Here is a 24211-nt window from a genome sequence, read left to right as displayed (position 1 = left end):
AAAGCGGAGCAGATCTCACGCCGCGTGGCCGTAAAGCGCAAGCAATTGTCCGCCGCCGCTCCAGACCATGTCGAGCGCGACATAGACGATGACCGCAAGGCCGATCCAGCCGATCCACCTGAAGCGGTTGAGCAGCTTGGCAACGAAATTCGACGCGACGCCCATCAGCAGCACCGAAAGGATGAGGCCGAAGATCAGCGCGCTGATGTTCTCCTTCGCAGCGCCGGCGACGGCGAGCACATTGTCCAGCGACATCGAGACGTCGGCGAAGATGATCTGGCCGATCGCCTGCCGGAAGAGCTTCGGCTTGCTGTGGGAGACGTCATGCGCTTGCTCCTCGTCCGCCGAAAGCAGCTCGCGGCCCATCGTCCAGCAGATCCACAGCAACATCAGGCCGCCGGCAAGCGTGATGCCGGTGATGGCAAGGAGCTTGGCGGCGATGACGGCGAAGACGATGCGGATGACCGCGGCCGCGGCGATACCGACGGCGATCGCCTTGCCGCGCAGTTCGCTGACAAGGCCGGCAGCGGCCATGCCGATGACGATGACATTGTCTCCCGACAGCAGGAGATTGATCATGATGACTTCGAAATAAGCGGAAACTGTATGCTGGTCCAGAAAAGCTGGCATGATGGCGGAGCTTTCATCGATGGGGCAAATCGATAGTCCCTTGAAACAGATCGTACGGGCTTTGAAAAGACCCGCGTTTCTCCAAAGAATACGCCATCCCATCTCAAACGAACTGGGAACAATTTCCCGGTTGCCGCGTCTTTCCCAGGCAACCGCAAAGGATGACGTCATGCTGAAATGGGCCTTGATATTTTTCGTAATTTCGATCATCGCCGGCTTCTTCGGTTTCTCCGGCGTCTCCGCCGCCACCGCTACGATCGCCCGCGTTCTCTTCGGCATTGCGCTGGTGATCTTCCTGATCTTCCTTGTCCTTGCATTGATGGCCGGCCAGGCGATCTTGTGAGCCGTTGCAGACAGTGGCGCGCAGCCTAAGCGCTTGCGCGGCCGTCCGATGACGCCTTTTTTGAGCCTGCGGCCTATTTCAACTCGGCAAGGAGAGCGTCGGCACCTTTGCGGATGCCCACCATGGAGGCATCCATCGCCGTGAAGCTTGCGCCGATATTCATCGCGTTGGGATATTGCTTGGTGACATAGGAAGACAGGAGGCGATTGCTCGCAGCGTCATAGATCTCCACGGCATAATTCACCGAACCGGTCATCGAGCCTTCCCGGCCGCGAACGGCCTGGACGGTGTTGTACAATCCGCCTGCGACGTCGATGCGCGTGACCGTTCCGAGGACCGCGGTCGTTGCCTTGGCGCCCGTCAGCGTCAGATGCAATCTGAGAGTCGCCGGAGCAGGCGTGCTGACGACAGCAAAGCGCGTCTTCATTTTTTCCGTGAATTGAACCTGCATGTAATTGGCAAGGAATGCTTTGTCTTTTTCTAAGACCTTGCCGAACTGGTTGTCGGGACCGTTATAGACGGCAACGGGATCGACGATGATCCTGTTGTACTGGCTCCAGTTGACTTTCGTCTGATAGCGATACGGTACGCGGCCGGTTTTATCCTCGCTGTTCGGCTGGAGCTGCGATGCCGAAGCCAGCCCGGAATAAACCGTGGGGTCAGGTGTCGTGCATGCGGCAACGCTCGAACAGGCGAGCATCAGTGCGGCGCCGACTTTCAAATTTTTTATCAATGACTTGGCTCCAGCTTTGGAAATACCGAATGGCATCTGCTGGCAGCGGTTTTATGGAATTCGAATGTTGCTGTGTTTGCTATGATATGCGGAAATGTTCGTGAGCCGTGTTCGCTCCGGGCAGCGCGACGCGTGATGACGCGACGGCCGGGCAATAAGTCATTGCGATGAAGGGATCGGCGGCGCGCCTTCGGGCTGGATCGCCTGAGGGGCGGGAAGATCGATCACGACGACCAGGCCGGTTGGCGTCCTGTCCAGCAACGTCAACTGTCCATTATGCGCTTTGGTGACAATTCCTTTGGCGATCGGAAGGCCGAGCCCAAGCCCGGAGCCGCCCTGGGCACCGATCTGGCGGGATTTATCCACTTTGAAGAACGGCTCCAGAACTTTTGCCTTGGCCTCATCGGTCAAACCAGGACCATTGTCGCCCACCGATATTTTGATCCCGCCATCGTCGCTCTCTTGCAGATCGATTTCGACTTGCTTTGCATAACGAGACGCATTGTCGACCAGATTCGTGATTGCCCGGGTCAGGGCCTGAGGTTTGCAGATAAACGCCAGTCGCCGCGAACCGGTGAAGCTCACATCGACGCCCATGTCGGAGAAGTCTGTCGCAATCGTCTGCAGCAGGCTTGAGATATCGACCTTTCGATCAGTCTCCGCAGTGGACGCGTCTTTGAAATAGGCCAGGCACTCGTCGATCATGAAACTCAATGTGCCGATATCGGCCAGCATCAGGCTGCGAAGCTCGGGCTCGCCGGAACGCTCGGCACGCATCCGCAGTCTCGTCAGAGGTGTCCTGAGATCATGACCCACGCCACTCAGCATTCTTGTTCGATCCTCCGCCATGCTCTGGATTCGATCGCTCATGACGTTCAGCGATTCCGCCAGACTTCGAATCTCGGCTGCGCCGTCCGGTTCGAAAGGCTTTTCCCAACTGCCCTCGATGCTTGCTCGCTTTGCGGCGGCGGCAAAGCGCCTCAGAGGCTCGGTGATAAGCCAGCTGCTGAAATATGCGAGCAGCACCAATGGGATGACGATTTTCAAAAACCCGCTCGCAGCGGCTGGAACAAACCAGACATAGCTGGGAAAAACCGGCAGTTGAAAGACAAGGGCGCGCTTGTCATCAATTCTAACAGTTAGGACATCAGGGTGTGATTGACCGATGACGAAGCGATGAAATGCCGCGAAAATATTGTCGGCGAGCATTGTGTTGATACGCGCCACCAGCTCGCTGGGAGATACCATCTGCTGTTTGCCGGCAAGTGGCTGCTCCAGGGACAATTTTTCGACCCCAACGCCGAGTGCCGCTGCTCTCTTGAGAACGGTGACTTCGTCTTGCGCTGAACTTGCCTGGGCAAATTGCTCCGCGACCGTCGCCGCTCTGGCAGCAAACAGGCCGTTTTGAAACCCGCGATCGTGACGGCCGTAGATATAGGGCTCCATGGCGGTCGCCACCACGGAAACGAGCACGACAAGGAAGGTCGCCAATATGAGGATCTGGCTTTGGATCGAAGCGCGCCGGAAATTTCTCAAGAGAGACGCTCTACCTTGGATGCGAAGAGATATCCCCCCAGCCGCACCGTCTTTATGAACGTCGGATCTTTCAGATTTGGTTCGATCTTTTGCCTGACCCGGCTGATATGGGCGTCGATGCTGCGCTCGACCGGCCCCGCCGATCCGGCATGTGTCATCGACAACAGCTGTTCGCGCGTCAGGACCTTGTTGGGATTGCAGCAGAAGGCCAGGAGGATATCGAACTCCGCGGTTGTCATGGAAACTTGCGCTCCATCCGCGTCGTGGAGCCGGCGGCTTTTTGGATCAATGCGCCACCCCGAGAACATCATCGGTCCAAGTGCTTCCTCCTGATGATGAGCATATGACGCTCTTCGGAGAATACTCTTGATCCGGGCCAGCAGCTCGCGGGAGTTGAATGGTTTCGTGACATAGTCATCGGCTCCGAGCTCCAGGCCGAGAATGCGGTCGATATCCTCCTGCAGCGCCGTCAGCATCAGGATTGGCACCGAGCACGCCGCACGAAGCCGCCTGCAGATGCTGAAGCCGTCCTCGCCCGGCAACATCGCATCGAGAACGATGAGATCGAATTGCTGTCGCACCATCATTCGATCCATAGCCGCACCGCTCTCCACCGACGAGGCCTCGAAGCCGCTGCTTCGGACAAGGTCCACCAGCATATCCGCGATGGCGGGATCGTCTTCGACGATGAGGATATGAGCCTGATTGGGAACTGCCATTTCTTATGCCATCGTCATTCGTTCTCTTGCCGGGAGATGCCCCTCGGCGCGAAATTACCACGTTTCACCGTGTCTAGGTCAGGCGGGCTCGGCCACTGTCAACCGCACTGGTTAATCTCCCCAGCGTTCAGACACCACACGATCTGTCGCCGACACGGGTCCGCCTTCAGGATATCAAGTGTCGTGCAATGCTATATTCGATAATGTTGAGATATGTTGCAGGATTTCCGACACCGGGTCCGGCGTCAAAACTGGCTTTCGGGATCGCCACTGATTTCCACCTTGTCACCTTGGATGGCGCTGTCGATGATGACGGTGGCGATGAAACACATCCGAACGACCAGCAGGCAAAAGAACACCAGAGAGACGATCGCCGTCGTGTAATGCTTCAACGCCGAGCGCTTCGAAAGCCGTGCGGTGAATCTATCGAGACCGTTTCTGGCGAGACGACCGATTGCCACCAGCAGGAACAATAGCGTGATGATATATCCGCTTGCCGATGCTGCGCCTAGCAACTGAAACATGAGAAGACACCCGCACCAAGTAAAGAGCTCTGGTCTCGGAATGATGCTTTCGATCCGACGAAACCCGGTAGAAAGATGCCGATAGGCTCCGTCGGGAACGCGGCGCGTCGGCGATGAGAATTCGGCCACGTCTATTCAGCCCGCTCCGCGCTTGATGTGGAACGGCGACTTAAAAGAAGAGTTGTGGCAGCACGCCACCGAGATGCCTTCACCGCACCTGCAATCGGCGCCGAGGCTTTTTGGACCGCATCAATCCTGCCTGTCCTTGGCGTCGTCAGAGCCGCCACCCTTCTCAGAAATGCGTCGCTGTCGAATTCCTTCGAGGAATGAATCGACTTTGCTGTCGATTGGGCAGTATGAAAAAACACCTCCAGATTGATGACCGGTATCGGCTTGATGTTTCGGACCATATCGATATCTGATCGGATCGTTACGGCCAGAAAATATCGGTCCGAACGCAAGGCGTCGAAAAGCTCAGGCACCGAGGACACAGCCGCAGCAGCATATCCGTCCTCATTCAATTTCGAGACGATGTCGCAGGCAGCGTCTTTTCCGAGAAAGACGAGAATTGGCTTTTGCTGATTGCTTTGCGCGGAAGACATCACTGGCACGCTCCTGACTTGTCGCCAAAAGTGTAGCCCGCATCGACGCTTCTGTTTGTTCGGTTTTATTCGGTTTTATTGCGTCAGGGAGCGCGTGCGAAATTCATCAAATTCAGCCCCGTGATCGGACCTCGGGCATTCACGACAACGCCGCCCTGAGCCAGGGAGGCATCCCGGCCCGCTTTCGCAGTAGATTGTCGATCGATATCGATCCCGCACCCGAAGCCGCGAGCACGAACATGCCGCCGGCAATCGCCAGGTCCTTCTCGAAATGCAGCAGTTCGTTCTGGCTCGCAAAATTCGTGTGAAAGAGCAAGGCGGTCGCCAGGCAGAAGAGTGCCAGCGCCAATGCGCCAAGCCGGCTGAGGAGGCCTGCCGCAACGGAAAGGCCGGCGCCGATCTGAAGGGCAATGGTGGCAAGCGCCACCGGCGCCGACAGCCCCAGTTTTGCGAAAATGTCGAAAGTCGCGGTGATATCTGCCGCGAGCGACCAAGCTTCGTGCAGGAAGATCAGCGACAGCAGAAGCCTGCCGAGGAGAAGAATGAGATCGGCCAGTCGGGGCCGGCTTGAGGCGCTTTCCATCATACCCTCCGATTTGAAGAGCAGGTGGTTAGCCCGCTCAAGGCAAGGCGCATTATAGCAGGCTCGCCCCGACATTGATCGCAAGCGCCAGGATCGTCGTGTTGAACAGGAACGACAGCACCGCATGCAGCAGCGTCAGCTTGCGCATGCTGGTCGAGTTGACCGCGACATCCGCCGTCTGTGCGGCAACGCCGATGGTGAAGGAGAAATAGAGGAAATCCCAGTAGCCGGGCTCTTCGATCCCGTCCGGAAACTTGAGCCCGCCTTCCTCGTCCGCTCCGCCATAGAAATAATGGGCATAGTGGATGGTGAAGAGCGTATGCAGAAAGATCCAGGAGATCAGGATCGTCAGAACCGCGACACCTGCCCGCGCCAGCGCGACATCAGGTGCCGCCTCCTTGATCGAATGAAGCTCGAGGCCGATGCCGGCAACGCTGGCAAGTGCGGCACCGATCGAAAGAGCCAAGAGGACGGTGTCGGAGAAATCGAGATCCGCCGAGCGTTTCCGGATGCTCTCAACCGTGGCCCGCAGCATCTTGCGCCAGCTGAGAGCGACAAAAACGCCGGCGCTGACATTCCAGCCGAACAGAATGTTGCCGGCGCTGACCTCACGCGAGGTTACAGCCAAGAAGACCACCAGTCCGGCAACGACGGCGATGATGAAGCTCGCATGCTTATCGGCAAATGCCGCAAGCGAATTTGCTCGTTCCTCATCCGCCATTTCGGTCTCCGACAGCATATGCCCTTGATAACAGCACGAAAAAGGCGCGCCTGCCAGCCGGCAGCCGCGCCTCCGATTGTGGCCGGGCCTTATCAGGCGGCGGCGAGCTGCAGTTCCTTCTGCACCATGGTGCGCAGCGTTCCGAGATCCTTGGCGAAGGCGCGGATGCCTTCGGCGAGTTTTTCCGTCGCCATCGCGTCTTCGTTCATCATCCAGCGGAAGGTCTTCTCGTCGACCGAGACCTTCGGATCCGGCTTGCGGCTCTCCGGCGAGAGCTTGCGCTCCAGCTTGCCTTCATCCTTGGCGAGCTCGTCGAGCAGGTTCGGGCTGATGGTCAGGCGGTCGCAGCCGGCAAGGGCTTCGATTTCGCCGGCGCTGCGGAAGGAGGCGCCCATGACGATCGTCTTGATGTCGTTCGCCTTGTAGTAGTTGTAGATTTCACGGACAGAGATGACGCCCGGATCTTCCTCGGCAGTGTAGTCCTTGCCGGTCGACTTCTTGTACCAGTCGAGGATGCGGCCGACGAAGGGCGAGATCAGGAACACTTTGGCGTCGGCGCAGGCGATCGCCTGGGCCTTGCTGAAGAGAAGCGTCAGGTTGCAGTCGATGCCTTCCTTCTGCAGCACTTCCGCGGCGCGGATGCCTTCCCAGGTGGAAGCGAGCTTGATGAGGATGCGATCCTGGCCGATGCCGCGGTCCTTGTAGGCGGCGATGATGGCGCGCGCCTTGGCAAGCGAAGCCTCGGTATCAAAGGAAAGATCGGCGTCGACTTCGGTCGAGACGCGGCCCGGAACGAGCTTCACCAGGGCTGCACCGACGGAGATGGCGAGACGATCGGCGACGGCGGAAGAAACGGCTTCGGGATTGCCGCCCTGCTTCTTGCCCCAGGCGACGGCTTCCTTGATGGCGTCGGCAAACATCGGCGTGCCGAGAGCCTTGAGCACGATGCTCGGGTTCGTCGTGCAATCGACCGGCTTCAGGCGGGCAACGGCTTCGATGTCGCCGGTATCGGCGACCACGGTGGTAATCTCGCGAAGTTGGTCAAGCTTGGATGTCATGGTCAATAATCCTTGTTGAACTTGGGCTGCGACCGGCGCGAGTTCCGCCGGGCAAAGGTGATCTACCGACAGGTTGTTTGCATGCTGCAGGCGAAAATGCGCGCATCCGTCACGGATGATTCATAAACGTGAAGGACAGTGGCCGTGTTCCGGCCGCGAACGAACGGCTGCTCGCACGCAAGCGATACCGCTTGCGGCTGGGAGGCCGGTCGTGACTTTCGGCATGCCCGCACTATGTCCTCCTCGGACGGACAAGAACGACGTGTGTCACCCGGACTATCGCCATTCGCCTTGCGAAAAGTCAAGGACATTTGTGCATTTCAATTGACATAAGTGTCACACCCGTCAATATCCCCGGCAACAAAAGCGTCGCTAAGGCCTTCATCCCATGAGGGATCTAGGGCAGGAAATCGTGCGGAGGAGATGTGGTCAAGCTCAAACGCGGCACGCACACGGCCTATTCGGAGGCATCCTCGCTGCGGCTAAGGGCGGCATGGCTCTATTACAACGAGGGTCTGACCCAGAAGGACGTCGCCGAACAGCTCGGCATCAGCCGCACCACCGTGATCCGCCTGCTCGACGAGGCGATGAAGCGCAGCGAAGTCCAGATCTGGATCAACGATTCGATCGGCGACTGTGTTGAACTTTCGGTGAAGCTGGAGCGCGCCTATGGCCTTGACGAGGCGATCGTCGTCCCTGCGCCGGTCACTGGCGACGTCAATTCATTGGCTAAAAATGTCGGTCTGGCGCTTGGCCAGTTCCTCTCCGAAGCCATCCCCGACGATTACACCATCGGCGTCGGCTGGGGCCGCACCATGACCGCCTCGCTGTCGAGCTTCCGGCCGCCGCGCCGTGCCAATTGTAAGGTTGTCTCGCTGCTCGGCGGCATCGTTGCCGTGCACCAGACGAACCCGATCGATTACACATGGCGGCTGGCAAACCAGCTCGGCGCCGAATGCTACATGTTCCTGGCGCCGCTTCTCGTCGATTCCATCGAGACCAAGCGTAATCTGATCGAGAAATGCGGGCTGGACACGATCTACCGACTCGCCGAAAACCTCGATCTGGCGATCGTCAGCTGCGGCGATATCGGACCGCATTCGACCTCGCTGTCGGAGGGCTGGATCTCGAAGGCTGAGCTGCAGGAACTGATCGATGCCGGCTGCGTCTGCGACACCATGTTCAACTTCCTCGACAAGGACGGCAATTCGGTCGATCATTCGATCAATCGGCGCGTCATGTCCGTCGATCTCGACACGCTGAAAGAGGCAAAGCATATCGTGCTCTCCTCCGGCGGCGCCCATCGGGCCGTGGCGATCCGTGCGACGATCAAGCGCATCGGCTGCAACACGCTGATCACCGATGAAAGTGCTGCACGCGCATTGCTGGAATTGGCAGAAGCCTCGCCGCCCGTCTCTTCTCCCCAGCGGGGAGAAGTGCCGGAGCGATGAGCGGCGACCACGCCGCTCCGTCCTGGAAACCCCTCAGGCGTGCGCCGATTCCCAGCCGAGCATCGCCCGCTTCCGGGTGAGGCCCCAATGGTAGCCCGTCAGCGCGCCGTTCTTGCCGAGCGCCCGATGGCAGGGCACCACGAAGGAGATCGGGTTTGCCCCGACCGCCGCACCCACGGCGCGCTGCGCCGTCGGGCTGCCGATATCGTTGGCGATATCGGAATAGGTGACGGCCTTGCCGAACGGGATTTTCAGCAGGCTCTGCCAGACGCGCACCTGGAAGTCCGTGCCGATCAGCACGACACGCAGCGGCTGGTCCGAGGACCATTTGCCAGGCTCGAAGATGCGGGCGGCATAGGGAACCGTCGCCTGCAGGTCTTCGACATAACAGGCGTTCGGCCAGCGGCAGGTCATATCCTCGAGGCAGGCCCTCTCGTCGCCGGAATCGCTGAAGGCAAGGCCGGCAAGGCCGCGGTCGGTCACCATGATCAGCGCCACGCCGAAGGGGCAGATGTGGAAGCCGTAGCGGATGGTGAGACCACCGCCCTTGGCCTTCCATTCGCCGGGCGACATCGCCTCATGGGTGACGAAAAGGTCGTGCAGGCGGCTCGGCCCGGAAAGGCCGACCTCGATCGAGGTCTCGAGCAGCGGCATGTCTTCCTTGCGCAGCAGCCGCTTGGCGTGATCCAGCGTCACCGCTTGCAGGAAGCCCTTGGGCGACAGCCCGGCCCAGCGGGTGAAGGTCTTCTGCAGCTGGGTCGGCGACTGGTTAAGCCGCGCCGCAATCGCCTCCAGAGAAGGCTGGTCACGGTAATCCTCGGTGATGAGTTCGATCACCCGACGGACAATGTCATAATCAGGGCCGTCAGGCGTGATGTCTGTCTGCAGGTTGGCAATCATATTCATCGTCTTTCTCCTTGTAACAAGGAGATAGTCAAGTGGGGATGAGCAAACCACCCGATTCTTGCGCATCCGCTGGATAGAGCAATACCAGGAAAAGTGCGAAGCGGCTTTCCGTCCGGAATTGCGTAAAAACAAACGCTAGAGCGGTTCTGCGCTTCCGTGAAAAGCTGAAACCGCTCCAGTTCAGATCCGCTGCTTGACCGTCGCCAGCGCTCCCTTGAAGGCCCTGGCGAAGCTTTCGCGATCATCGGGATTGAGGAAGGAGCCGATATCCGTGCGCCGGCCTTCGCCGAAGATATGCATGGAAAGGATGCCGATCTCCTGGTGCCGGCGAACAAGGAAGCGCGTCCAGAACGGATTGAAATGATGCTCCACCATCCGCCCCGAGGGCGCAAACTTGCGCACCGACACATCAGTGCGCGATACCGTCACCTGTTCGCGCGCTTTCCCGGAGCGGTAATTCAGCCAGAAGGCGCCGTAGAGAAGCAGGAAATCCAGTCCGAAGAACAAGCCGATCGGCCAGGCCCCCGTCACGATGAAGAACGTGCCGTAAAGCAAGCAGACGGCACCGGATAGGGCAAGCAGCACCTTGAAGCCCCGGCGGCCGAGCGACCGGTGGGGAAAGAGCTCGGCAGCGAAAACAGGCTGCTCATTGAAGCTGTCGGCGTTGCTTTCCGTCATGGCTGCCGATTATAGAGTTTCCATGGCGAATCCGAAACTCAAATCCGTTACCAAGACGCCGCACGACGCGAATGTGATCGCCCGCCGCAAACCGGCGGCAGCGGTGCGCACGGCCTATTCGCTGGCCGAGCGCGAGGAGATCTTCCGCCGCTTCTCGGTGCAGCGGCCGGAACCGAGAGGCGAACTCGAGCACACCAACCCCTTCACGCTCGTCGTTGCCGTGGCACTTTCGGCGCAAGCGACCGACGTTGGCGTCAACAAGGCGACGCGCGCGCTCTTCAAGGTCGCCGATACACCGGAAAAGATGCTCGATCTCGGCGAAGAGCGGCTGCGCGACCACATCAGGACGATCGGCCTCTACCGCAACAAGGCGAAAAACGTCATCGCGCTCTCGCAGATGCTGGTCGACCAATTCGGCGGCAAGGTGCCGGAGACCCGCGACGAACTGGTGAGGTTGCCGGGTGTCGGCCGCAAGACCGCCAATGTCGTGCTTTCCATGGCCTTCGGCCAGGCGACGATGGCCGTCGACACGCACATCTTCCGCATCGCCAATCGCATCAGGCTTGCCCCCGGCAAGACGCCCGACGAGGTCGAGGCGCGGCTGATGAAGGTGATCCCGAGCCATTACCTCTATCACGCCCATCACTGGCTGATCCTGCATGGCCGCTACACCTGCAAGGCGCGCCGCCCAGAATGCGAGCGCTGTATCATCGCCGATCTCTGCAAATCGCCGGAGAAGAGTTGGGATGTGCCGGCGCCGCTGGTCGAGCTACCGCCGCAGGTGATCGGCGAGGCCGTCGAGTAGGACAGCGATCGCCTGCTCGTAATACCGCCTTTCACCGCCCGCTTCGATCGCGATCGCCGCGCGATCGAAGGCCGCCGATAGCAGCGACGTCAGCGGTTCGAGCATGGCACCGGCCTCGGGAAGCATCGCTGCAAGCCCTGCCCGCAGCGTCGCTTCCGCATTCTCTGCATCGATCGCCGCACTCGCCAGCGGACCGAGAACGGCAGGCGCCTCGATCAGCAGCAGCCGCGTGCGCCCTGGCGCCATCATCGCATCGAAATAGGCCGAGGCACCGGCGATCAGCATGGCACGCGGCGCGTCGTAGGACGCCGAGCGCGCCTCGATCGCCGCGGCCACCGCGCGCGCCTCGCATTCGATAACCGCTCGAAAAAGCGCCTTCTTGTCTTCAAAATGATGGTAGAGCGCGCCGCGCGTCACTCCCGCCGCCGTGACGATCTCCGGCGTCGCGGTTTCGGCATAACCTTTCTCGACGAAGAGACGTCGACCGGCATCGATCAGTGCCTGTCTGGTCTGCTCCGTTCTCTCGCGATTGCTGCGGCTCATGCACACCTCTTTACATACAAACAGAATGTATGTTAATAGTCAAAAACATACAGATTGTATGTAAACAAAAGGAGGAAAACGAGATGAAATCGACGAGCTATTATCCTGTCGTCATGACCGACGACGTTGCCGGCACCGCCAGCTTCTATTGCACGCATTTCGGCTTCAAAGCTCTGTTCGAAAGCGATTGGTATGTTCACCTGCAATCGGCAGAGGAGGAGCATATCGCGCTTGCCATCCTTGACGGCAGCCACGAGACCATCCCGGCCATAGCCCGCGGCAGGGTGTCCGGCCTGCTCCTCAATTTCGAGGTCGCCGATGTCGATGCGATCTATGCAGCCTGCCGGAGCGCCGGCTTGCCAATTCTCAGAGAAATTCGCGACGAGGATTTCGGCCAGCGGCATTTCATCACCGCCGATCCGAACGGCGTGCTGATCGACATCATCAAGCCGATCCCGCCGAACGCCGAATTCGCGGCGATGTATGACACCTCCGCCCTGCCCGCTTGAGCCTCAGGTGTCCCGTGCGGAAATCAGCTTGTGCAGATGCACCATCATGCCGGCGGCAAAAAGCGGCGTCAGAAGATTGACGATCGGGATCGCCAGGAAAAGGGCGATCATCAGCCCGCCGAGAAAGACGGTGGAGGCATGCTTGGCGCGGAAGAGCCGCGCCTCATCCGGCGAACGGAAGCGCATGGCGGCGAATTCGAAGAATTCCCGTCCGAGCAGATAGCCGTTCACCAGAAAGAACGCGACCAGATTGACGCCGGGTATGAACAGCAGCAGCAATGCCACGATATTGCCGAGGATCACCACGCCGAGGAACTTGATCGAGCTTGCCATTGCCGGACCGAGCGGCATGGCGGTGCCCGGCACGTCCTTCGGATAGTCGCGCTTTTCGATGACATCGGCGACGTCGTCGAGAAACAGGCCGGCAATCAGCGCCGTGACCGGCGACAGCAGCAGCGCCAGCATGAGAGCAAGGCCGATTCCGGCAAAAATTGCGAAGATGAGAGCGAACCACCCCGCCCAATCCGGCATATCGGGAAAGAAGCTCGTGAGCCAGGGAAAGAGAAAGGCCATGAAGGCTCCGCGCAGCGCGAACCAGAGACCGACAAGCACGAGAACCGTCAGGCCGAGCACCTTCCAGAAGACAGAGCGTGTTTCCGTTGCGAACAGATTGGCGAGCGAAAGTCGAGCGGCGTCAAGAATCATGTCTCAGGCGTCTCCGGTTGCGCCGAAGATGTAGGGAAGATGCGGGCCACCGACAAGAGAGAATAAAATTGCATTCAGTAATAGAAAACTTGTCGAAAACTAAATACTAATATAATATTGTGGCATACATGAAATACGCACGGGCCTGAGAAGCAGCTTCCGAAATAGTTGCAAAGACAAGGGGTCGCAACAGCGCATCCACGGAACGCCTCTGAGGAAGATGGGGAGGCTGCCGTGGAAGACTTTGTGCAAAAACTCAGGCAATACGCAAAAACCGGCACGCCCGCCGAGCGCCGTATCGCGAAATATTTTACCGAACATCTGAACGACCTGCCGTTCGAGACGGCTGCGTCCGTTGCCGACAGGCTGGATCTCTCGCCGATGACCGTCGGGCGCTTCCTGCGCTCGCTTGGTTATCAGGGATTGGACAGCGTCAAGGTGGAGATTCGCGAGACCGTGACGACATCGCCGGCGCAATTGCAGAGCGCCATGAGCGAGCTGCATGCCGACGCCGCGGAGGGCAAACCGCTCGCCGTGCTGGTTGCCGAACAAATCCAGGCCCTCCATCATATCTATCATCTGACGGCGCAGCCGCACTGGTCGGAAGCCGTCGGCTTGATCAGCACTGCCCGCGAAGTGTCGATCGCCACGCATGCGCGGCTCGCAAGCCTGGCCAATCATTTCTGCCAGCGGCTGACACAAGCCCGCGACGGCGTGCGCACGCTCGACGCCGCCGACAACCGTTTTGCGGAACTCTTCGCCCGGCTGGCGGTCGACGACGCACTGCTCGTCATCATCGATTGTCGCCGCTTCGCCAAGGCGCGGCTGCTTGCCAGAACGGCGCGGCGCTACGGCTATAAGGTCGTGCTCATTTCGCCGCAGCAAGCGGACTGGATGGCGGACCAGTCGAACGTCATGCTGCCTCTGCCGCCCGCTCGTGCCCCCGATCTCGACAATCTTCCGCCGCTGATCGCGCTGCTCGACTGCCTGTCGGAATCCGTCATCCTCCAAGTCGGAGAGGAGGCGGCACTTCGCCGCCGCCGCATGATGGAGTTCGCGACCGTCCTCGGCGAGACGGCAAACCACTAATTCAAAAGGTTACGCGCAGATTCAAAGTGATAGAGCGTCCTTAGAGAGGCGCTCTATTGCATCGCTTCCAATTCGGCGCGATGCCGATGCATGGCGAGAAGACAGCGGTAGTCGCGGTCGTAGAGCGCCTGCTTCGCCTTGTCGGGAAGCCGTTCGTCGGCGCCCGGATACATCGCCTCGCCGGCCGCCGCCAGATCCTTGTACAAGCCGCAGGCGACGGATGCTGCCATCGCCGTACCGAGCAGCACCGCCTCGTTCATCTTCGGCACCACGACCTTGCAGCCGGTCGCATCGCTATACAACTCCATGAGCACCGGGTTTTTCACATGCCCGCCGGCAATATGCAGCGTATCGGTCATGTAGCCGTATTCCTTCATCATTTCCAGAATATGGCGGATGCCGAGCGCGATCCCCACCGCAGAGCGCCAATAAAGCGCGCAGAGGCCGTCGAAGGACGTATCGAGCGTCAGTCCGCTGACGACGCCGACCGCATGCGGATCGGCGAGCGGCGAACGGTTGCCATGGAAATCCGGCAGCACGAAGATCCGTGCACCGAAGTCTTCGCCCTCCTCGGCCCGCAATTCGGCGATCCGTGCGACGATCCTCTGATGCAGCGCCGCCGTCGGCTCACCGCCGGCCGCATGCATCCGCACGATGTGGTCGAGCAGCGCGCCGGTCGCCGATTGTCCGGCCTCCACCAGCCAGGATTGCGGGAAGACTGCCTCGTAGTAGGGACCCCACATGCCATGACTCGGCTTGCGCTCCCGCGAGAAGGTAACGATGCAGCTCGATGTGCCGGCAATCAGCGCCAGCTGATGCTCGCGTTTGACAGGATCTGCGGCATAGCCGCCGAGCGCGCCGAGTGCGCCGGCATAGGCGTCGATCATCCCGGCAGCCACACGGCAGTCCACAGTCAGCCCCAGCGCTTCCGCCGCTTCTTCAGTCAGCCGCCCGACGCTGTCTCCGACAGGCGTGGTCTCATCCGGCAGGTGGCCGCGCGCCTGAAGGTCCTCGAGGCCGATCCGCTCCAGGAAGTCTTGCTGCCAGCCCCTTTCGAGATGGGCGAGATAGTTCCATTTCGCCGTCAGCGTGCAGCGCGAACGGGCAGGCGATCCGGTCGACTTCCACGTCATGAAATCGGCGAGGTCGAAGAAGTAGCCGGCCTTTTCCCAAGTGGCGGGCAGCTTCGTCTTCAGCCACATCAGCTTCGGCATTTCCATTTCCGGCGACATTACGTGGCCGGAATGTTCGAGCACCCTGTGCTGCGTCGCCGTGCAGAAATCGGCTTCCTTCAGCGCCCGGTGATCGAGCCAGACGATCGTGTCGAAACGCCTCTCGCCGCCTGTGGAAACACTGAGCTGCCGACCCTCGATGTCACGGACGACGAGCGAACAGGTGGCGTCGAAGCCGATCGCTCCGACTGCGGCGGCGGCGATGCCGGATTGCTCCATCGCCCTGCGCACTGCCGTGCAGGCGGCCGACCAGATGTCTTCGGAATCATGCTCGGCATGGTTTTCGCGCGGCCGGTTCATCACGATCGGATGCTCGGCCTTGGCGAGCAGACGGCCGCGTGCATCGAAGACGCCGGCGCGCGCGCTGCCCGTGCCGATATCCACCGCAACCACGTGATCACGCATCAAGTCTTGGTCCCGTCCAGCTTATGGTTGCGGACAAGGTGTATCAAATCCGGCATGGCGTCAAACACCACATCAGGCGAAAGGCGGTCGAGTTCGGCACGATATCCGGTGAAATTGGCGTGTGATCCGCCGGTGAAGGCAAAGACCGTCATGCCTGCCGCCTTGGCGGCGGCAATGCCGGCCGGGCTGTCTTCGACGACAACGCAATGAGCCGGCTCGACCTGCATTTCACGCGCCGCATGCAGGAAGAGATCGGGCGCCGGCTTGCCGCGCTTGACCATCGTTGCGCTGAAGATGTCGGGCAGCTTATCGAGAAGCCCAGTCACCGATAGCGACAACCGGATTCGTTCCATCTGGCTGGAGGAGGCAACGCAGCAGCGAACGCCCAGCCCGTCGATCGCCGCGGCGATACCGTCGAGCGGCTTCAGTTCCGTGCGGAAACGGGCGTAGAGTTCGATGCGGATACGCTCGAGGAATTCCTCGTCGGCATGGACATTGAATTCGGTTTCCAGCGTATCGACGAGGGTCGACAGGCTGCGGCCGAGAAAACGCTCATAGGCCTGGTCCTCGGTGATCGAGACGCCGAGATCGTTCATCGCCCCGACGAGCACGCTGATCGAGATCGGCTCGCTGTCGACGAGTACGCCATCGCAATCAAAGATCACCAGCCGTGTTTCAGCATCAGCCATGCAAGACCCAACCTGAGTTCAATTCGGACGCATTACCGTCCCGCTTCACTCGCAAGGCCGGATGATTGGCGGCAGCAGAGACCGCCATCCGGATTCCTTACACTGCGAGCTTGCCGTCGAGATAGAGCTGCAGCGTCTCACGCGTGCCCTTTTCCCACAGGGTTTTGAGAGCATGGGCAAAACGCTTGCGGAAAAGTTCGGATTTTGCCACTTCGCCGAAAATATCGTCGAAGACGAGGAAGGCCGAAGGATCGTCCTTGGCCTTCAGCGCCGCCGCATGCAGGCGCTCTGCGCTCGCGTCGTTGAAAACGATATCCTTGCCGCTGTCGGTCTTGCCGGCAAAATAACGGCACCAGAGTGCTGAAACCAGCGCCAGGCCGACGACATCCCTGCCCTGACTCAAATTGTCGAGCGTCGACGGCAGGATGAATTTCGGTTGGCGGTTCGAGCCGTCCTGCGCCAGCCGCGGAATGGTGTCGGCGATCTTCGGATTGAGCAGGCGATGTTCGATCAGCGCGAAATAGTCCGTTAGCGACGTGTTCGGCACCGGCGGTACAATCGGAATGATCTCGTCTTTCTCGAGTTTGGCGAGGAAGGCGCGGATCAACGGGTCTTCCATGGAATCATGCACGAAGTGAATATCCAACAGCGCCGCCGGATAGGCGATCGCGGCATGCCCGCCGTTGAGGATGCGGATCTTCATATGCTCGTAAGGCGTGACATCGGCAACGAAGGTGACGCCGACCTTTTCCAGCGCCGGCCGGCCGGCGGTGAACTTATCCTCGAGCACCCATTGCTTGAATTCCTCGCAATAGACCGGCCAACTGTCCTCGATCTGGAAATTGTCCCTGAGGAAATCGATCTCACGCTGGCTGGTCGCCGGCGTGATTCGGTCGACCATGGCGTTCGGGAAGGCGACATTCGCCCGGATCCAGTCGGCAAAGGCAGGGTCCGAAAGTGCCGCCGTGCCGACGACGGCATTGGCGGTGACGATGCCATTATGGGGAATGTTGTCGCAGGACATCACGGTGAAGGGTCCGATGCCCTTGTCCTTGCGCGCCTTCAGGCCGGCGACGATCAGGCCGAACACCGTCTTCGGCGCGTCGGGGTTCTCTCCGTCTGCGGCAATGGCGGGATGGGCCGGATTGAACGCGCCTGACGCATCGATGAAATAACCGCCCTCGGTAATCGTCATCGAAACGATGCGGATTTCGGGGTCGGCAAGCCTGGCGACGATCGCGGCGGCATCGCCGACCGGCAGGATGTCGATCATCGGTGCGGTGACGCGCGCCGCCGTCTTGTTGTTGTCCTGCTCGACCACCGTCGTCAGGAAGTCCTGCGCCGCGAGCTTTTCGCGCATCGCGGCATCCGACGGCAGAACGCCGGCGCCGACGATCGCCCAGTCGTGATCCGTGCCCGCGTTGAAGAGATCGTCGAGATAGATCGCCTGATGGGCACGGTGGAAATTGCCGACGCCGAAGTGCACGATGCCGGCTTTCAGCGACGCCCTGTCATATCCAGGGATGGCAGCAGTGCGCGCCACATCCGAAAGCGTTGCCAGCGATAGTTTGCACGTCATGTTTCAGTCCTCTTGAAGGTCTTGCCGAGACGGCCGGGCGCCATCGCTCGGCTCGCATGCCTGCCCCCTAGCCCGGCCGCCTGCTTCAGATGGCAAGGCCGCCCTCGTTGAATTTATGAATACGCGAACGGTCCGGCGTCAGGAAGACCGTATCGCCCGCTTTGGCGGCGAAGTCGCCGCTGCCGCGCGCCGTCAGCATGCCGATGCCATCGGCATCGATATGCAGGAAGGTGTCGGAGCCGAGATGTTCGGCGACCACCACCCTGCCCTTCCACTCGCCGCTTTCCATCGACAGCAGCACATGTTCGGGCCGGACGCCGATGGTATGGGCGTTGAGCGCGGCGGCATGTTGGCCGGTGATGAAGTTCATCTTCGGCGATCCGATGAAGCCGGCGACGAAGAGGTTGCGGGGACGGCTGTAGAGTTCGAGCGGCGATCCGACCTGCTCGATATTGCCCCGGTTCAGGACGACGATCTTGTCGGCCATGGTCATCGCCTCGACCTGGTCGTGGGTGACGTAGACCATCGTCGTCTTCAGCTGCTGATGCAACTCGCTGATTTCGAGGCGCATGTTGACGCGTAGCGCCGCATCGAGGTTCGACAGCGGTTCGTCGAACAGGAACGCCGAAGGCTGGCGCACGATGGCGCGGCCGATCGCCACGCGCTGGCGCTGGCCGCCGGACAGCTGGCGCGGCTTGCGCTCGAGATAGTCGGTGAGATTAAGCACCCGGGCGGCATCGCTCACCTTGCGGTCGATCTCCGCCTTGTCGATGCCCGCCATCTTCAGCGGGAAGGCGATGTTGTTGCGCACGCTCATATGCGGATAAAGCGCATAGGACTGGAACACCATGGCAAGGCCGCGCTCCGACGGCGCCTTTTCGGTGGCGTCCCTGCCGTCGATGACGATCTTGCCGCCGGAGACGTCCTCGAGCCCGGCGATCAGCCGGAGCAGCGTGGACTTGCCGCAGCCCGACGGGCCGACGAAGACGACGAACTCGCCGTCCTTGATGTCGAGATCGATCGAAGGGATGACCTTGGCTTCGCCGAAGACCTTGGAAACCTTCTGAAGGGTAATGCTGCCCATGTTTCTCTCCCTTTTATGTTATTTCACAGCGCCGAAGGTCAGGCCGCGGACGAGTTGCTTCTGGCTGAACCAGCCAAGGATCAGGATCGGCGCGATCGCCATCGTCGATGCCGCCGAGAGCTTGGCGTAAAACAGGCCTTCGGGGCTGGAATAGGAGGCGATGAAGGCCGTCAGCGGCGCTGCCTTCGAGGCGGTGAGGTTGAGCGTCCAGAACGCCTCGTTCCAGGCAAGGATGATGTTCAAGAGCAGCGTCGAGGCAATGCCGGGCACGGCCATCGGCGTCAGCACGTAGACGATCTCCTTCATCAGCGACGCCCCATCCATGCGGGCCGCCTCGAGGATCTCGCCGGGGATTTCCTTGAAGTAGGTGTAGAGCATCCAGACGATGATCGGCAGGTTGATCAGCGTCAGCACGATCACCAGGCCGGTGCGCGTGTCGAGCAGGCCGAAATTGCGAAACATCAGATAGATCGGGATCAGTGCGCCGACCGGCGGCATCATCTTGGTCGACAGCATCCACATCAGCACGTCCTTGGTCCGCTTGGTCGGCGAAAACGCCATCGCCCAGGCGGCCGGAATGGCGATAATCAGGCCAATCAGCGTCGAACCGAAGGAGATGATCACCGAGTTCATGAAGTGGCCGAGATAGTTCGACCGGCTCTGCACCTCCGCATAGTTCTCCGTCGTCCAGTGGAAGAACAGGAACTGCGGCGGCGAGGCGATGGCGTCGGCTTCCGACTTGAAGCTGGTCAAGAAGGTCCAGAGAATCGGGAAGAAGATCAGGATGCCGAGCGTCCAGGCGATCGCGGTGACGATGAGCTTGCGCTTGGTTGTGACTTTTCTGGCCATCTCAAGCCTCCAGATTCTTGCCGACGAGGCGCACGAGGAAGATCGCAACGATATTGGCGAGGATAACAGCCACGATGCCGCCGGCCGATGCCCCGCCGATATCGAACTGCAGCAGCGCCTGGGCATAGACGAGATAGGTAAGGTTGGTGCTGTCGGTGCCCGGCCCGCCATTGGTGGTGACGAGGATTTCGGCAAAGACCGAAAGCAGGAAGATCGTCTGGATCAGGATCACCACGGTGATGGCACGCGCCATGTGCGGCAGGATGATGTAGATGAACTTCGAGATCGGCCCGGCGCCGTCCATTTCGGAGGCTTCCTTCTGCTCCTCGTCGAGCGACTGCAGCGCCGTCAGCATGATGAGGGTGGCAAAGGGCAGCCACTGCCAGGCGACGATCAGAATGACGGAAAACAGCGGCGCATTGGCCAGCCAGTCGATCGGCTGCAGGCCGAGCGCCTTGGCAAGATGGGCGAACAACCCGTTGACCGGGTTCATGAACATGTTCTTCCAGACCAGCGCTGCCACCGTCGGCATGACGAAGAACGGCGCAATCACCAGGATGCGCACGATGCCCTGGCCGTACATCGGCTGGTCGAGCAGCAGCGCAAAGGCGATGCCGCCGATGACGGTGATCAATAACACGCCGGCGACAAGCAGCAGCGTGTTGATCAGCGCGGCGAAGAAAGCCGGATCCGTCAGAAAGTACTGATAGTTCAGAAAACCGACGAAGCTTTCCATGCCGGGGCTGAGCAGATTGTAGTTCAGCAGCGAGAAATAGATCGTCATCGCCAGCGGGACGATCATCCACGCAAAGAGCAGCAGCACGGAGGGCGCAATCATCAGGCGCGCGGAGGAGCGGGTATGTAACGTTGCCATGGCAATCACCGATCTGGACTGAAGCGGGGAGCGGCCGCAAGGCAGCTTTGTCTGGAAAAAAGCGGCCGCCGATGCAGTTCGGGCAATCGGCGGCCCAGAGGGGCGGATTGTCAAGTATCCGCCTCTTGCTCAGGAGGTTTTACTTAATGTAGCCGGCCTTGGTCATTTCGCGGGTGGCCAGTTGCTGTGCGCTCTGCAACGCCTGGTCGACCGAAAGCTGGCCGGCAAGGGCTGCCGAGAACTGCTGACCGATCGCCGTGCCGATGCCCTGGAATTCCGGGATCGCCACGAACTGGACGCCGACATAAGGGACCGGCTTGACGGTCGGCTTGCTCGGATCGGCCGAGTTGATCGAGTCGATCGTCGTCTTGGCGAAGGGAGCCGCCTTCTGGTATTCCGCATTCGCATAGAGCGAGGCGCGGGTGCCCGGAGGTGCGTTCAGCCAGCCTTCCTTCTCGGCGACGAGGTTGGTGTAGTCCTTGCTTGTCGCCCAGGCGACGAACTTCTCGGCGGCTTCGGCCTTCTGCGAACCTGCCGGGATGGCAAGGCTCCAGGCCCACAGCCAGTTGCCGCGTTTGCCGAGGCCCTTGTCGGGAGCGAGCGCAAAGCCGACCTTGTCGGCGACGGTGGATTCCTTCGGGTTGCTGACAAAGGACGCAGCAACGGTGGCGTCGATCCACATGCCGCACTTGCCGGTCTGGAAGAGCGCCAGGTTCTCGTTGAAGCCGTTGGAGGAAGCGCCCGGAGGGCCGGCATCCTTCATCAGCTTGACGTAGAAGTCGAGCGTGTCTTTCCATTCCGGCTGATCGAACTGCGGCTTCCAGCTTTCATCGAACCAGCGGGCGCCGAAGGAGTTGGACATCGCCGTCAGGAAGGCCATGTTCTCGCCCCAGCCGGCCTTGCCGCGCAGGCAGATGCCGTAGACTTCCTTGTCCTTGTCGGTGATCTTGCGGGCAGCATCGGCAATGAAGTCCCAGGTCGGGGCGTCCGGCATCTTCAGGCCGGCGGCGTCGAACAGGTCCTTGCGGTACATCACCATCGAGCTTTCGCCGTAGAACGGCGCCGCATAGAGCTTGCCGTCCATGGTCAGGCCGCTGCGGATCGCCGGCAGCAGGTCGTCGACGTCGTAGTTGGCGCCGAGATTGTCGAGCGGCACCAGCCAGCCCTGCTTTGCCCAGATCGGAACTTCATAGGTGCCGATCGTCAAGACGTCGTACTGGCCGCCCTTGGTCGCGATGTCGGTCGTGACCTTCTGGCGCAGTACGTTCTCTTCCAGGGTGACCCATTCAAGGTCGATGCCGGGATTCTTCGCCTTGAAATCATCCGTCAGCTTCTGCATCCGGATCATGTCGCCGTTGTTCACGGTTGCGATTGTCAGCGTTTCGGCCGAAGCCATGCCGGCAAACGCCAGTGCTGAGCAGGCGCCCAGCATAAAAGTTTTCAATGTCATAATCTTCCTCCCAGAAGATGGGGTGTGAGCATTCGCTTCGCTCATGGGCAATTACTCAACAAATGATAGCGAATGTCAATCGGCAATCGTTGCTGCGATGCCGAAAAGGGTATTCATCCAATTGATTTAACTATGATATTTTTTGCTCAATTCCTGAGCAAAAACTCAGCTGTCTCTTCATCGGTGATCAAAGCATTGATTTGATGGCCGACAACGGCAGCCCTGATCGCCTTGAATTTGCGCTTGCCCTTGGCCAGCCCAATGACCATCGATGCGTCGCGGGACGGGATCGGCGCCGATGCGACGCGCTCGTTAATCGGGTTGTCGATCAACCTGCCGTCGACGTCGAAGATCCAGCCGCAGATTTCGCCGACAGCACCCCCGCGCATCAGCTCCATCATCTCGTCCTTCTCCAGAAAACCGTCGACGCAGAGCGGCCCATCGATGCCGAGTTCGCCGATGCCGACGAAGGTGACATCGGCTTGCGCGCTCATATTAAGCGTCGAGCGCACCAGCTGTTGGCCATGCAGCAGCTCCCGCTCCTCGGCCGAGGTGACAAGCACCGGCAGCGGCATCGGATAGTGTCGCGCCTTCACCGCATCGGCCATGCTGAAGATGACGTTGTAATAGGCCGCCGATCCATCCGGGGCGATATTGCCGGTCAGCGAAACGATGCGGTGATTTGGACATTCGATCGCCGGAAGCTGGTCGACGGCCGCCTTCAGCGTGCGGCCGGTCCCAATGGCGAGGACGATCGGCTCCGGCCGTTTCAGCCACCGCTCGATCTCGGCCGCGGCTGCCTCGGCAATACCGACCGTCGTCGACGACGACGCGGGATCGCTCGGCACCACCTCCACATGTTTCAGCCCGAATTTCCGCCGTAGCTGACTGCCTAGCTCCAGGCAGGCTGCGATCGGATGATCGAGCCGCACCTTGATCAGGCGCTCGGCGACCGCCAGCGACACCAGACGCTGCGCCGATTGCCGCGAGATGCCCATCGCAGCGGCGATTTCATCCTGCGTGCGCCCGGCGACGTAATACAGCCAGCCGGCACGCGCCGCATCGTCGAGCCGTGCAGGGGTCTCGGATCTTTTTACCATCTAATGCCTACCGCGCAAAATGAGCCGGCGTGCCGTCGCCGAACATGATTTGAGTCTGTATCGCGCCAGATCAAAACAAAATTCCGGCAAATGTCGAGCCTGTTGCAAGGAGCCCCGCCAAATAACCGCCGTCACTCGGACAAACCCGCTCAGGCAAACCATTGCACGACGAGATAGATCCCCGCCTTCACCAGACCGTAAATCACCCCGCCGGCAACAACGAGCGACACGGCCGTCATCACGAAGCCGATGAGCGCGAAGAGGCCGTCACGGCCCAAGATCCCGAACGCGAAGACCGAGATCGTGACCGCCGGCAGGATATTGCCGAGCGGGACCGGCAGCAGCAGCACGATCGACAGCAGCAGGCATGCCGCCCCGGCAAGATATTCCGCCGGAGGTTCGGCGAAGATCGCAAGCCTCGGCTTCAACATGCGCTCGGCCCAGGCGAGCCAGCGATGGATGCGGCCGACAATGGTCTCGAAATCCTCCCGCCGCATCGAACGGTTGGCAATCACCTTCGGTAGCCATGGTTTCAGCCCGAAGGTCAGTTGTGCTGCCAGGAAGACCAAGGGCGCCCCGAGCACGGCCGAGGTGCCCGGCGGAGTGGGAAAGGCGTTCGGCAGCGCGAAGATCAGCATCAACGCGCTGATCGCCCTGTCGCCCATCGTGTTGAACAGATCGCCGATCGAGATCCGTTCGCGGCTCTGATCGGCGGCCATCTGCCGCAAAATGGATGAGAGGCGGCGGCCTTTGGGACGTGCTCTTCGGATGGTACTGTTTTCTCTCGTATCGATGGTCGTGGGTCCGGCAGTTG

The 24211-nt window shown here is 60.4% G+C and carries 27 protein-coding genes; 5 read left to right on the top strand and 22 right to left on the bottom strand.

The features are described from left to right. Positions 1–15 precede the first annotated feature (15 nt). A complete protein-coding gene (locus OLZ32_RS06105) occupies positions 16–630 on the bottom strand; it encodes a YjbE family putative metal transport protein (RefSeq protein ID WP_264420163.1) in 615 nt (204 codons plus the stop codon). 169 nt (positions 631–799) lie between these two features. Between OLZ32_RS06105 and OLZ32_RS06100 the strand changes: the two genes are divergently transcribed. Next, entirely contained in the window at positions 800–973 is a 174-nt protein-coding gene (locus OLZ32_RS06100; protein ID WP_003552965.1) for a DUF1328 domain-containing protein, read from the top strand. A gap of 73 nt (positions 974–1046) precedes the next feature. Here OLZ32_RS06100 and OLZ32_RS06095 read toward each other — a convergent pair whose 3' ends face one another. The 8 genes from OLZ32_RS06095 to tal form a co-directional block, all read right to left on the bottom strand. Next, positions 1047–1706, bottom strand: a complete 660-nt coding sequence (locus OLZ32_RS06095; RefSeq protein WP_210162457.1) for a DUF3313 domain-containing protein — start codon at positions 1704–1706, stop codon at positions 1047–1049. A 159-nt stretch (positions 1707–1865) separates the two neighbouring features. Next, positions 1866–3242: a sensor histidine kinase gene (locus tag OLZ32_RS06090; protein ID WP_264420160.1), complete on the bottom strand. Its 1377-nt coding sequence runs from the start codon at positions 3240–3242 to the stop codon at positions 1866–1868. After that, positions 3239–3961 carry a response regulator gene (locus OLZ32_RS06085; RefSeq protein WP_164047437.1) on the bottom strand — a complete coding sequence of 241 codons (723 nt, stop codon included), beginning with the start codon at positions 3959–3961 and terminating at the stop codon, positions 3239–3241. The genes OLZ32_RS06090 and OLZ32_RS06085 overlap by 4 nt, the downstream gene beginning before the upstream one ends. Positions 3962–4206: 245 nt before the next feature. Continuing rightward, positions 4207–4485, bottom strand: a complete 279-nt coding sequence (locus OLZ32_RS06080; protein WP_003543071.1) for a hypothetical protein — start codon at positions 4483–4485, stop codon at positions 4207–4209. A 131-nt stretch (positions 4486–4616) separates the two neighbouring features. Then, positions 4617–5096, bottom strand: a complete 480-nt coding sequence (locus tag OLZ32_RS06075) for a hypothetical protein (RefSeq protein WP_264420155.1) — start codon at positions 5094–5096, stop codon at positions 4617–4619. Between the two features lie 130 nt (positions 5097–5226). Then, complete coding sequence (locus OLZ32_RS06070) at positions 5227–5673, bottom strand: DoxX family protein (protein ID WP_264420153.1); 447 nt, start codon at positions 5671–5673, stop codon at positions 5227–5229. A 49-nt stretch (positions 5674–5722) separates the two neighbouring features. Then, positions 5723–6391, bottom strand: coding sequence for a DUF1345 domain-containing protein (locus tag OLZ32_RS06065; protein ID WP_264420151.1), 669 nt, complete (start codon positions 6389–6391; stop codon positions 5723–5725). 92 nt (positions 6392–6483) lie between these two features. Further along, the gene (gene tal / locus OLZ32_RS06060; protein ID WP_003543075.1) at positions 6484–7449 is read right to left on the bottom strand and encodes a transaldolase; all 966 of its coding nucleotides are present in this window, start codon (positions 7447–7449) and stop codon (positions 6484–6486) included. Between the two features lie 425 nt (positions 7450–7874). Here tal and OLZ32_RS06055 point away from each other — a divergent pair, with 425 nt between their 5' ends. Then, positions 7875–8900, top strand: coding sequence for a sugar-binding transcriptional regulator (locus tag OLZ32_RS06055; RefSeq protein ID WP_003543076.1), 1026 nt, complete (start codon positions 7875–7877; stop codon positions 8898–8900). 33 nt (positions 8901–8933) lie between these two features. Here the strand turns inward: OLZ32_RS06055 and OLZ32_RS06050 are convergent, their stop codons facing one another. Then, the gene (locus tag OLZ32_RS06050; RefSeq protein WP_003543077.1) at positions 8934–9806 is read right to left on the bottom strand and encodes a methylated-DNA--[protein]-cysteine S-methyltransferase; all 873 of its coding nucleotides are present in this window, start codon (positions 9804–9806) and stop codon (positions 8934–8936) included. Positions 9807–9986: 180 nt separating this feature from the next. After that, the gene (locus tag OLZ32_RS06045; protein ID WP_003543078.1) at positions 9987–10484 is read right to left on the bottom strand and encodes a DUF2244 domain-containing protein; all 498 of its coding nucleotides are present in this window, start codon (positions 10482–10484) and stop codon (positions 9987–9989) included. Between OLZ32_RS06045 and nth the strand changes: the two genes are divergently transcribed. After that, positions 10483–11289, top strand: a complete 807-nt coding sequence (nth, locus tag OLZ32_RS06040; protein ID WP_017989483.1) for an endonuclease III — start codon at positions 10483–10485, stop codon at positions 11287–11289. The genes OLZ32_RS06045 and nth overlap by 2 nt on opposite strands. Here the strand turns inward: nth and OLZ32_RS06035 are convergent. Continuing rightward, the gene (locus OLZ32_RS06035; protein ID WP_003543080.1) at positions 11254–11832 is read right to left on the bottom strand and encodes a TetR family transcriptional regulator; all 579 of its coding nucleotides are present in this window, start codon (positions 11830–11832) and stop codon (positions 11254–11256) included. The genes nth and OLZ32_RS06035 overlap by 36 nt on opposite strands. Before the next feature lie 83 nt (positions 11833–11915). On the opposite strand from OLZ32_RS06035, the gene OLZ32_RS06030 reads away from it, so the two are divergent. Next, positions 11916–12341 carry a VOC family protein gene (locus tag OLZ32_RS06030; protein WP_003543081.1) on the top strand — a complete coding sequence of 142 codons (426 nt, stop codon included), beginning with the start codon at positions 11916–11918 and terminating at the stop codon, positions 12339–12341. 3 nt (positions 12342–12344) lie between these two features. On the opposite strand, the gene OLZ32_RS06025 is transcribed toward OLZ32_RS06030, so the two are convergent. Continuing rightward, on the bottom strand, positions 12345–13046 hold the full coding sequence (locus OLZ32_RS06025; RefSeq protein WP_003543083.1) for a sulfate transporter family protein: 702 nt from the start codon (positions 13044–13046) through the stop codon (positions 12345–12347). Between the two features lie 234 nt (positions 13047–13280). On the opposite strand from OLZ32_RS06025, the gene OLZ32_RS06020 reads away from it, so the two are divergent. After that, positions 13281–14135: a MurR/RpiR family transcriptional regulator gene (locus tag OLZ32_RS06020; RefSeq protein ID WP_003543085.1), complete on the top strand. Its 855-nt coding sequence runs from the start codon at positions 13281–13283 to the stop codon at positions 14133–14135. A 53-nt stretch (positions 14136–14188) separates the two neighbouring features. On the opposite strand, the gene OLZ32_RS06015 is transcribed toward OLZ32_RS06020, so the two are convergent. The 9 genes from OLZ32_RS06015 to OLZ32_RS05975 all read right to left on the bottom strand — a co-directional run bounded on the left by OLZ32_RS06015 (position 14189) and on the right by OLZ32_RS05975 (position 24116). Beyond that, a complete protein-coding gene (locus tag OLZ32_RS06015) occupies positions 14189–15772 on the bottom strand; it encodes an FGGY-family carbohydrate kinase (protein WP_264420148.1) in 1584 nt (527 codons plus the stop codon). Next, positions 15772–16461 carry an HAD family hydrolase gene (locus OLZ32_RS06010; RefSeq protein ID WP_003543099.1) on the bottom strand — a complete coding sequence of 230 codons (690 nt, stop codon included), beginning with the start codon at positions 16459–16461 and terminating at the stop codon, positions 15772–15774. Before OLZ32_RS06010 ends, OLZ32_RS06015 begins: the two co-directional genes overlap by 1 nt. A 97-nt stretch (positions 16462–16558) precedes the next feature. Further along, positions 16559–18040: a mannitol dehydrogenase family protein gene (locus OLZ32_RS06005; protein WP_264420146.1), complete on the bottom strand. Its 1482-nt coding sequence runs from the start codon at positions 18038–18040 to the stop codon at positions 16559–16561. 85 nt (positions 18041–18125) lie between these two features. Continuing rightward, positions 18126–19124, bottom strand: coding sequence for an ABC transporter ATP-binding protein (locus OLZ32_RS06000; RefSeq protein ID WP_003543123.1), 999 nt, complete (start codon positions 19122–19124; stop codon positions 18126–18128). A gap of 18 nt (positions 19125–19142) precedes the next feature. Beyond that, positions 19143–19973, bottom strand: a complete 831-nt coding sequence (locus tag OLZ32_RS05995; RefSeq protein WP_017989488.1) for a carbohydrate ABC transporter permease — start codon at positions 19971–19973, stop codon at positions 19143–19145. A 1-nt stretch (position 19974) separates the two neighbouring features. Then, positions 19975–20847 (bottom strand): carbohydrate ABC transporter permease, encoded by an 873-nt coding sequence (locus tag OLZ32_RS05990; RefSeq protein WP_017989489.1) that lies wholly within the window; start codon positions 20845–20847, stop codon positions 19975–19977. Between the two features lie 139 nt (positions 20848–20986). Continuing rightward, a complete protein-coding gene (locus OLZ32_RS05985; RefSeq protein ID WP_264398594.1) occupies positions 20987–22297 on the bottom strand; it encodes an ABC transporter substrate-binding protein in 1311 nt (436 codons plus the stop codon). Between the two features lie 146 nt (positions 22298–22443). Continuing rightward, positions 22444–23397 (bottom strand): sugar-binding transcriptional regulator, encoded by a 954-nt coding sequence (locus OLZ32_RS05980; protein WP_003543131.1) that lies wholly within the window; start codon positions 23395–23397, stop codon positions 22444–22446. 149 nt (positions 23398–23546) lie between these two features. After that, entirely contained in the window at positions 23547–24116 is a 570-nt protein-coding gene (locus OLZ32_RS05975; RefSeq protein ID WP_245271957.1) for an exopolysaccharide biosynthesis protein, read from the bottom strand. Positions 24117–24211: the final 95 nt, after the last annotated feature.

Origin of the sequence: Rhizobium acaciae (genome assembly GCF_025941625.1) — a bacterium.
GTDB lineage: Bacteria > Pseudomonadota > Alphaproteobacteria > Rhizobiales > Rhizobiaceae > Rhizobium > Rhizobium acaciae.
The sequence above is the reverse complement of the archived record's forward strand: the minus strand, read 5'-3'. Positions and strand labels throughout refer to the sequence as shown.

What these genes read in the sequence shown, in the direction of transcription:
- OLZ32_RS06085 (WP_164047437.1), bottom strand. Translation starts at nt 3,961, where the DNA reads ATGGCAGTTCCCAATCAGGCTCATATCCTCATCGTCGAAGACGATCCC.
- OLZ32_RS06100 (WP_003552965.1), top strand. Translation starts at nt 800, where the DNA reads ATGCTGAAATGGGCCTTGATATTTTTCGTAATTTCGATCATCGCCGGC.
- OLZ32_RS06080 (WP_003543071.1), bottom strand. Translation starts at nt 4,485, where the DNA reads ATGTTTCAGTTGCTAGGCGCAGCATCGGCAAGCGGATATATCATCACG.
- OLZ32_RS06035 (WP_003543080.1), bottom strand. Translation starts at nt 11,832, where the DNA reads ATGAGCCGCAGCAATCGCGAGAGAACGGAGCAGACCAGACAGGCACTG.
- OLZ32_RS05990 (WP_017989489.1), bottom strand. Translation starts at nt 20,847, where the DNA reads ATGGCAACGTTACATACCCGCTCCTCCGCGCGCCTGATGATTGCGCCC.
- OLZ32_RS05980 (WP_003543131.1), bottom strand. Translation starts at nt 23,397, where the DNA reads ATGGTAAAAAGATCCGAGACCCCTGCACGGCTCGACGATGCGGCGCGT.
- OLZ32_RS06000 (WP_003543123.1), bottom strand. Translation starts at nt 19,124, where the DNA reads ATGGGCAGCATTACCCTTCAGAAGGTTTCCAAGGTCTTCGGCGAAGCC.
- OLZ32_RS05985 (WP_264398594.1), bottom strand. Translation starts at nt 22,297, where the DNA reads ATGACATTGAAAACTTTTATGCTGGGCGCCTGCTCAGCACTGGCGTTT.
- OLZ32_RS06050 (WP_003543077.1), bottom strand. Translation starts at nt 9,806, where the DNA reads ATGAATATGATTGCCAACCTGCAGACAGACATCACGCCTGACGGCCCT.
- tal (WP_003543075.1), bottom strand. Translation starts at nt 7,449, where the DNA reads ATGACATCCAAGCTTGACCAACTTCGCGAGATTACCACCGTGGTCGCC.
- OLZ32_RS06105 (WP_264420163.1), bottom strand. Translation starts at nt 630, where the DNA reads ATGCCAGCTTTTCTGGACCAGCATACAGTTTCCGCTTATTTCGAAGTC.
- OLZ32_RS06045 (WP_003543078.1), bottom strand. Translation starts at nt 10,484, where the DNA reads ATGACGGAAAGCAACGCCGACAGCTTCAATGAGCAGCCTGTTTTCGCT.
- OLZ32_RS06065 (WP_264420151.1), bottom strand. Translation starts at nt 6,391, where the DNA reads ATGGCGGATGAGGAACGAGCAAATTCGCTTGCGGCATTTGCCGATAAG.
- OLZ32_RS06070 (WP_264420153.1), bottom strand. Translation starts at nt 5,673, where the DNA reads ATGATGGAAAGCGCCTCAAGCCGGCCCCGACTGGCCGATCTCATTCTT.
- OLZ32_RS05975 (WP_245271957.1), bottom strand. Translation starts at nt 24,116, where the DNA reads ATGGCCGCCGATCAGAGCCGCGAACGGATCTCGATCGGCGATCTGTTC.
- OLZ32_RS06015 (WP_264420148.1), bottom strand. Translation starts at nt 15,772, where the DNA reads ATGCGTGATCACGTGGTTGCGGTGGATATCGGCACGGGCAGCGCGCGC.
- OLZ32_RS06025 (WP_003543083.1), bottom strand. Translation starts at nt 13,046, where the DNA reads ATGATTCTTGACGCCGCTCGACTTTCGCTCGCCAATCTGTTCGCAACG.
- OLZ32_RS06005 (WP_264420146.1), bottom strand. Translation starts at nt 18,040, where the DNA reads ATGACGTGCAAACTATCGCTGGCAACGCTTTCGGATGTGGCGCGCACT.
- OLZ32_RS05995 (WP_017989488.1), bottom strand. Translation starts at nt 19,973, where the DNA reads ATGGCCAGAAAAGTCACAACCAAGCGCAAGCTCATCGTCACCGCGATC.
- OLZ32_RS06010 (WP_003543099.1), bottom strand. Translation starts at nt 16,461, where the DNA reads ATGGCTGATGCTGAAACACGGCTGGTGATCTTTGATTGCGATGGCGTA.
- nth (WP_017989483.1), top strand. Translation starts at nt 10,483, where the DNA reads ATGGCTGCCGATTATAGAGTTTCCATGGCGAATCCGAAACTCAAATCC.
- OLZ32_RS06030 (WP_003543081.1), top strand. Translation starts at nt 11,916, where the DNA reads ATGAAATCGACGAGCTATTATCCTGTCGTCATGACCGACGACGTTGCC.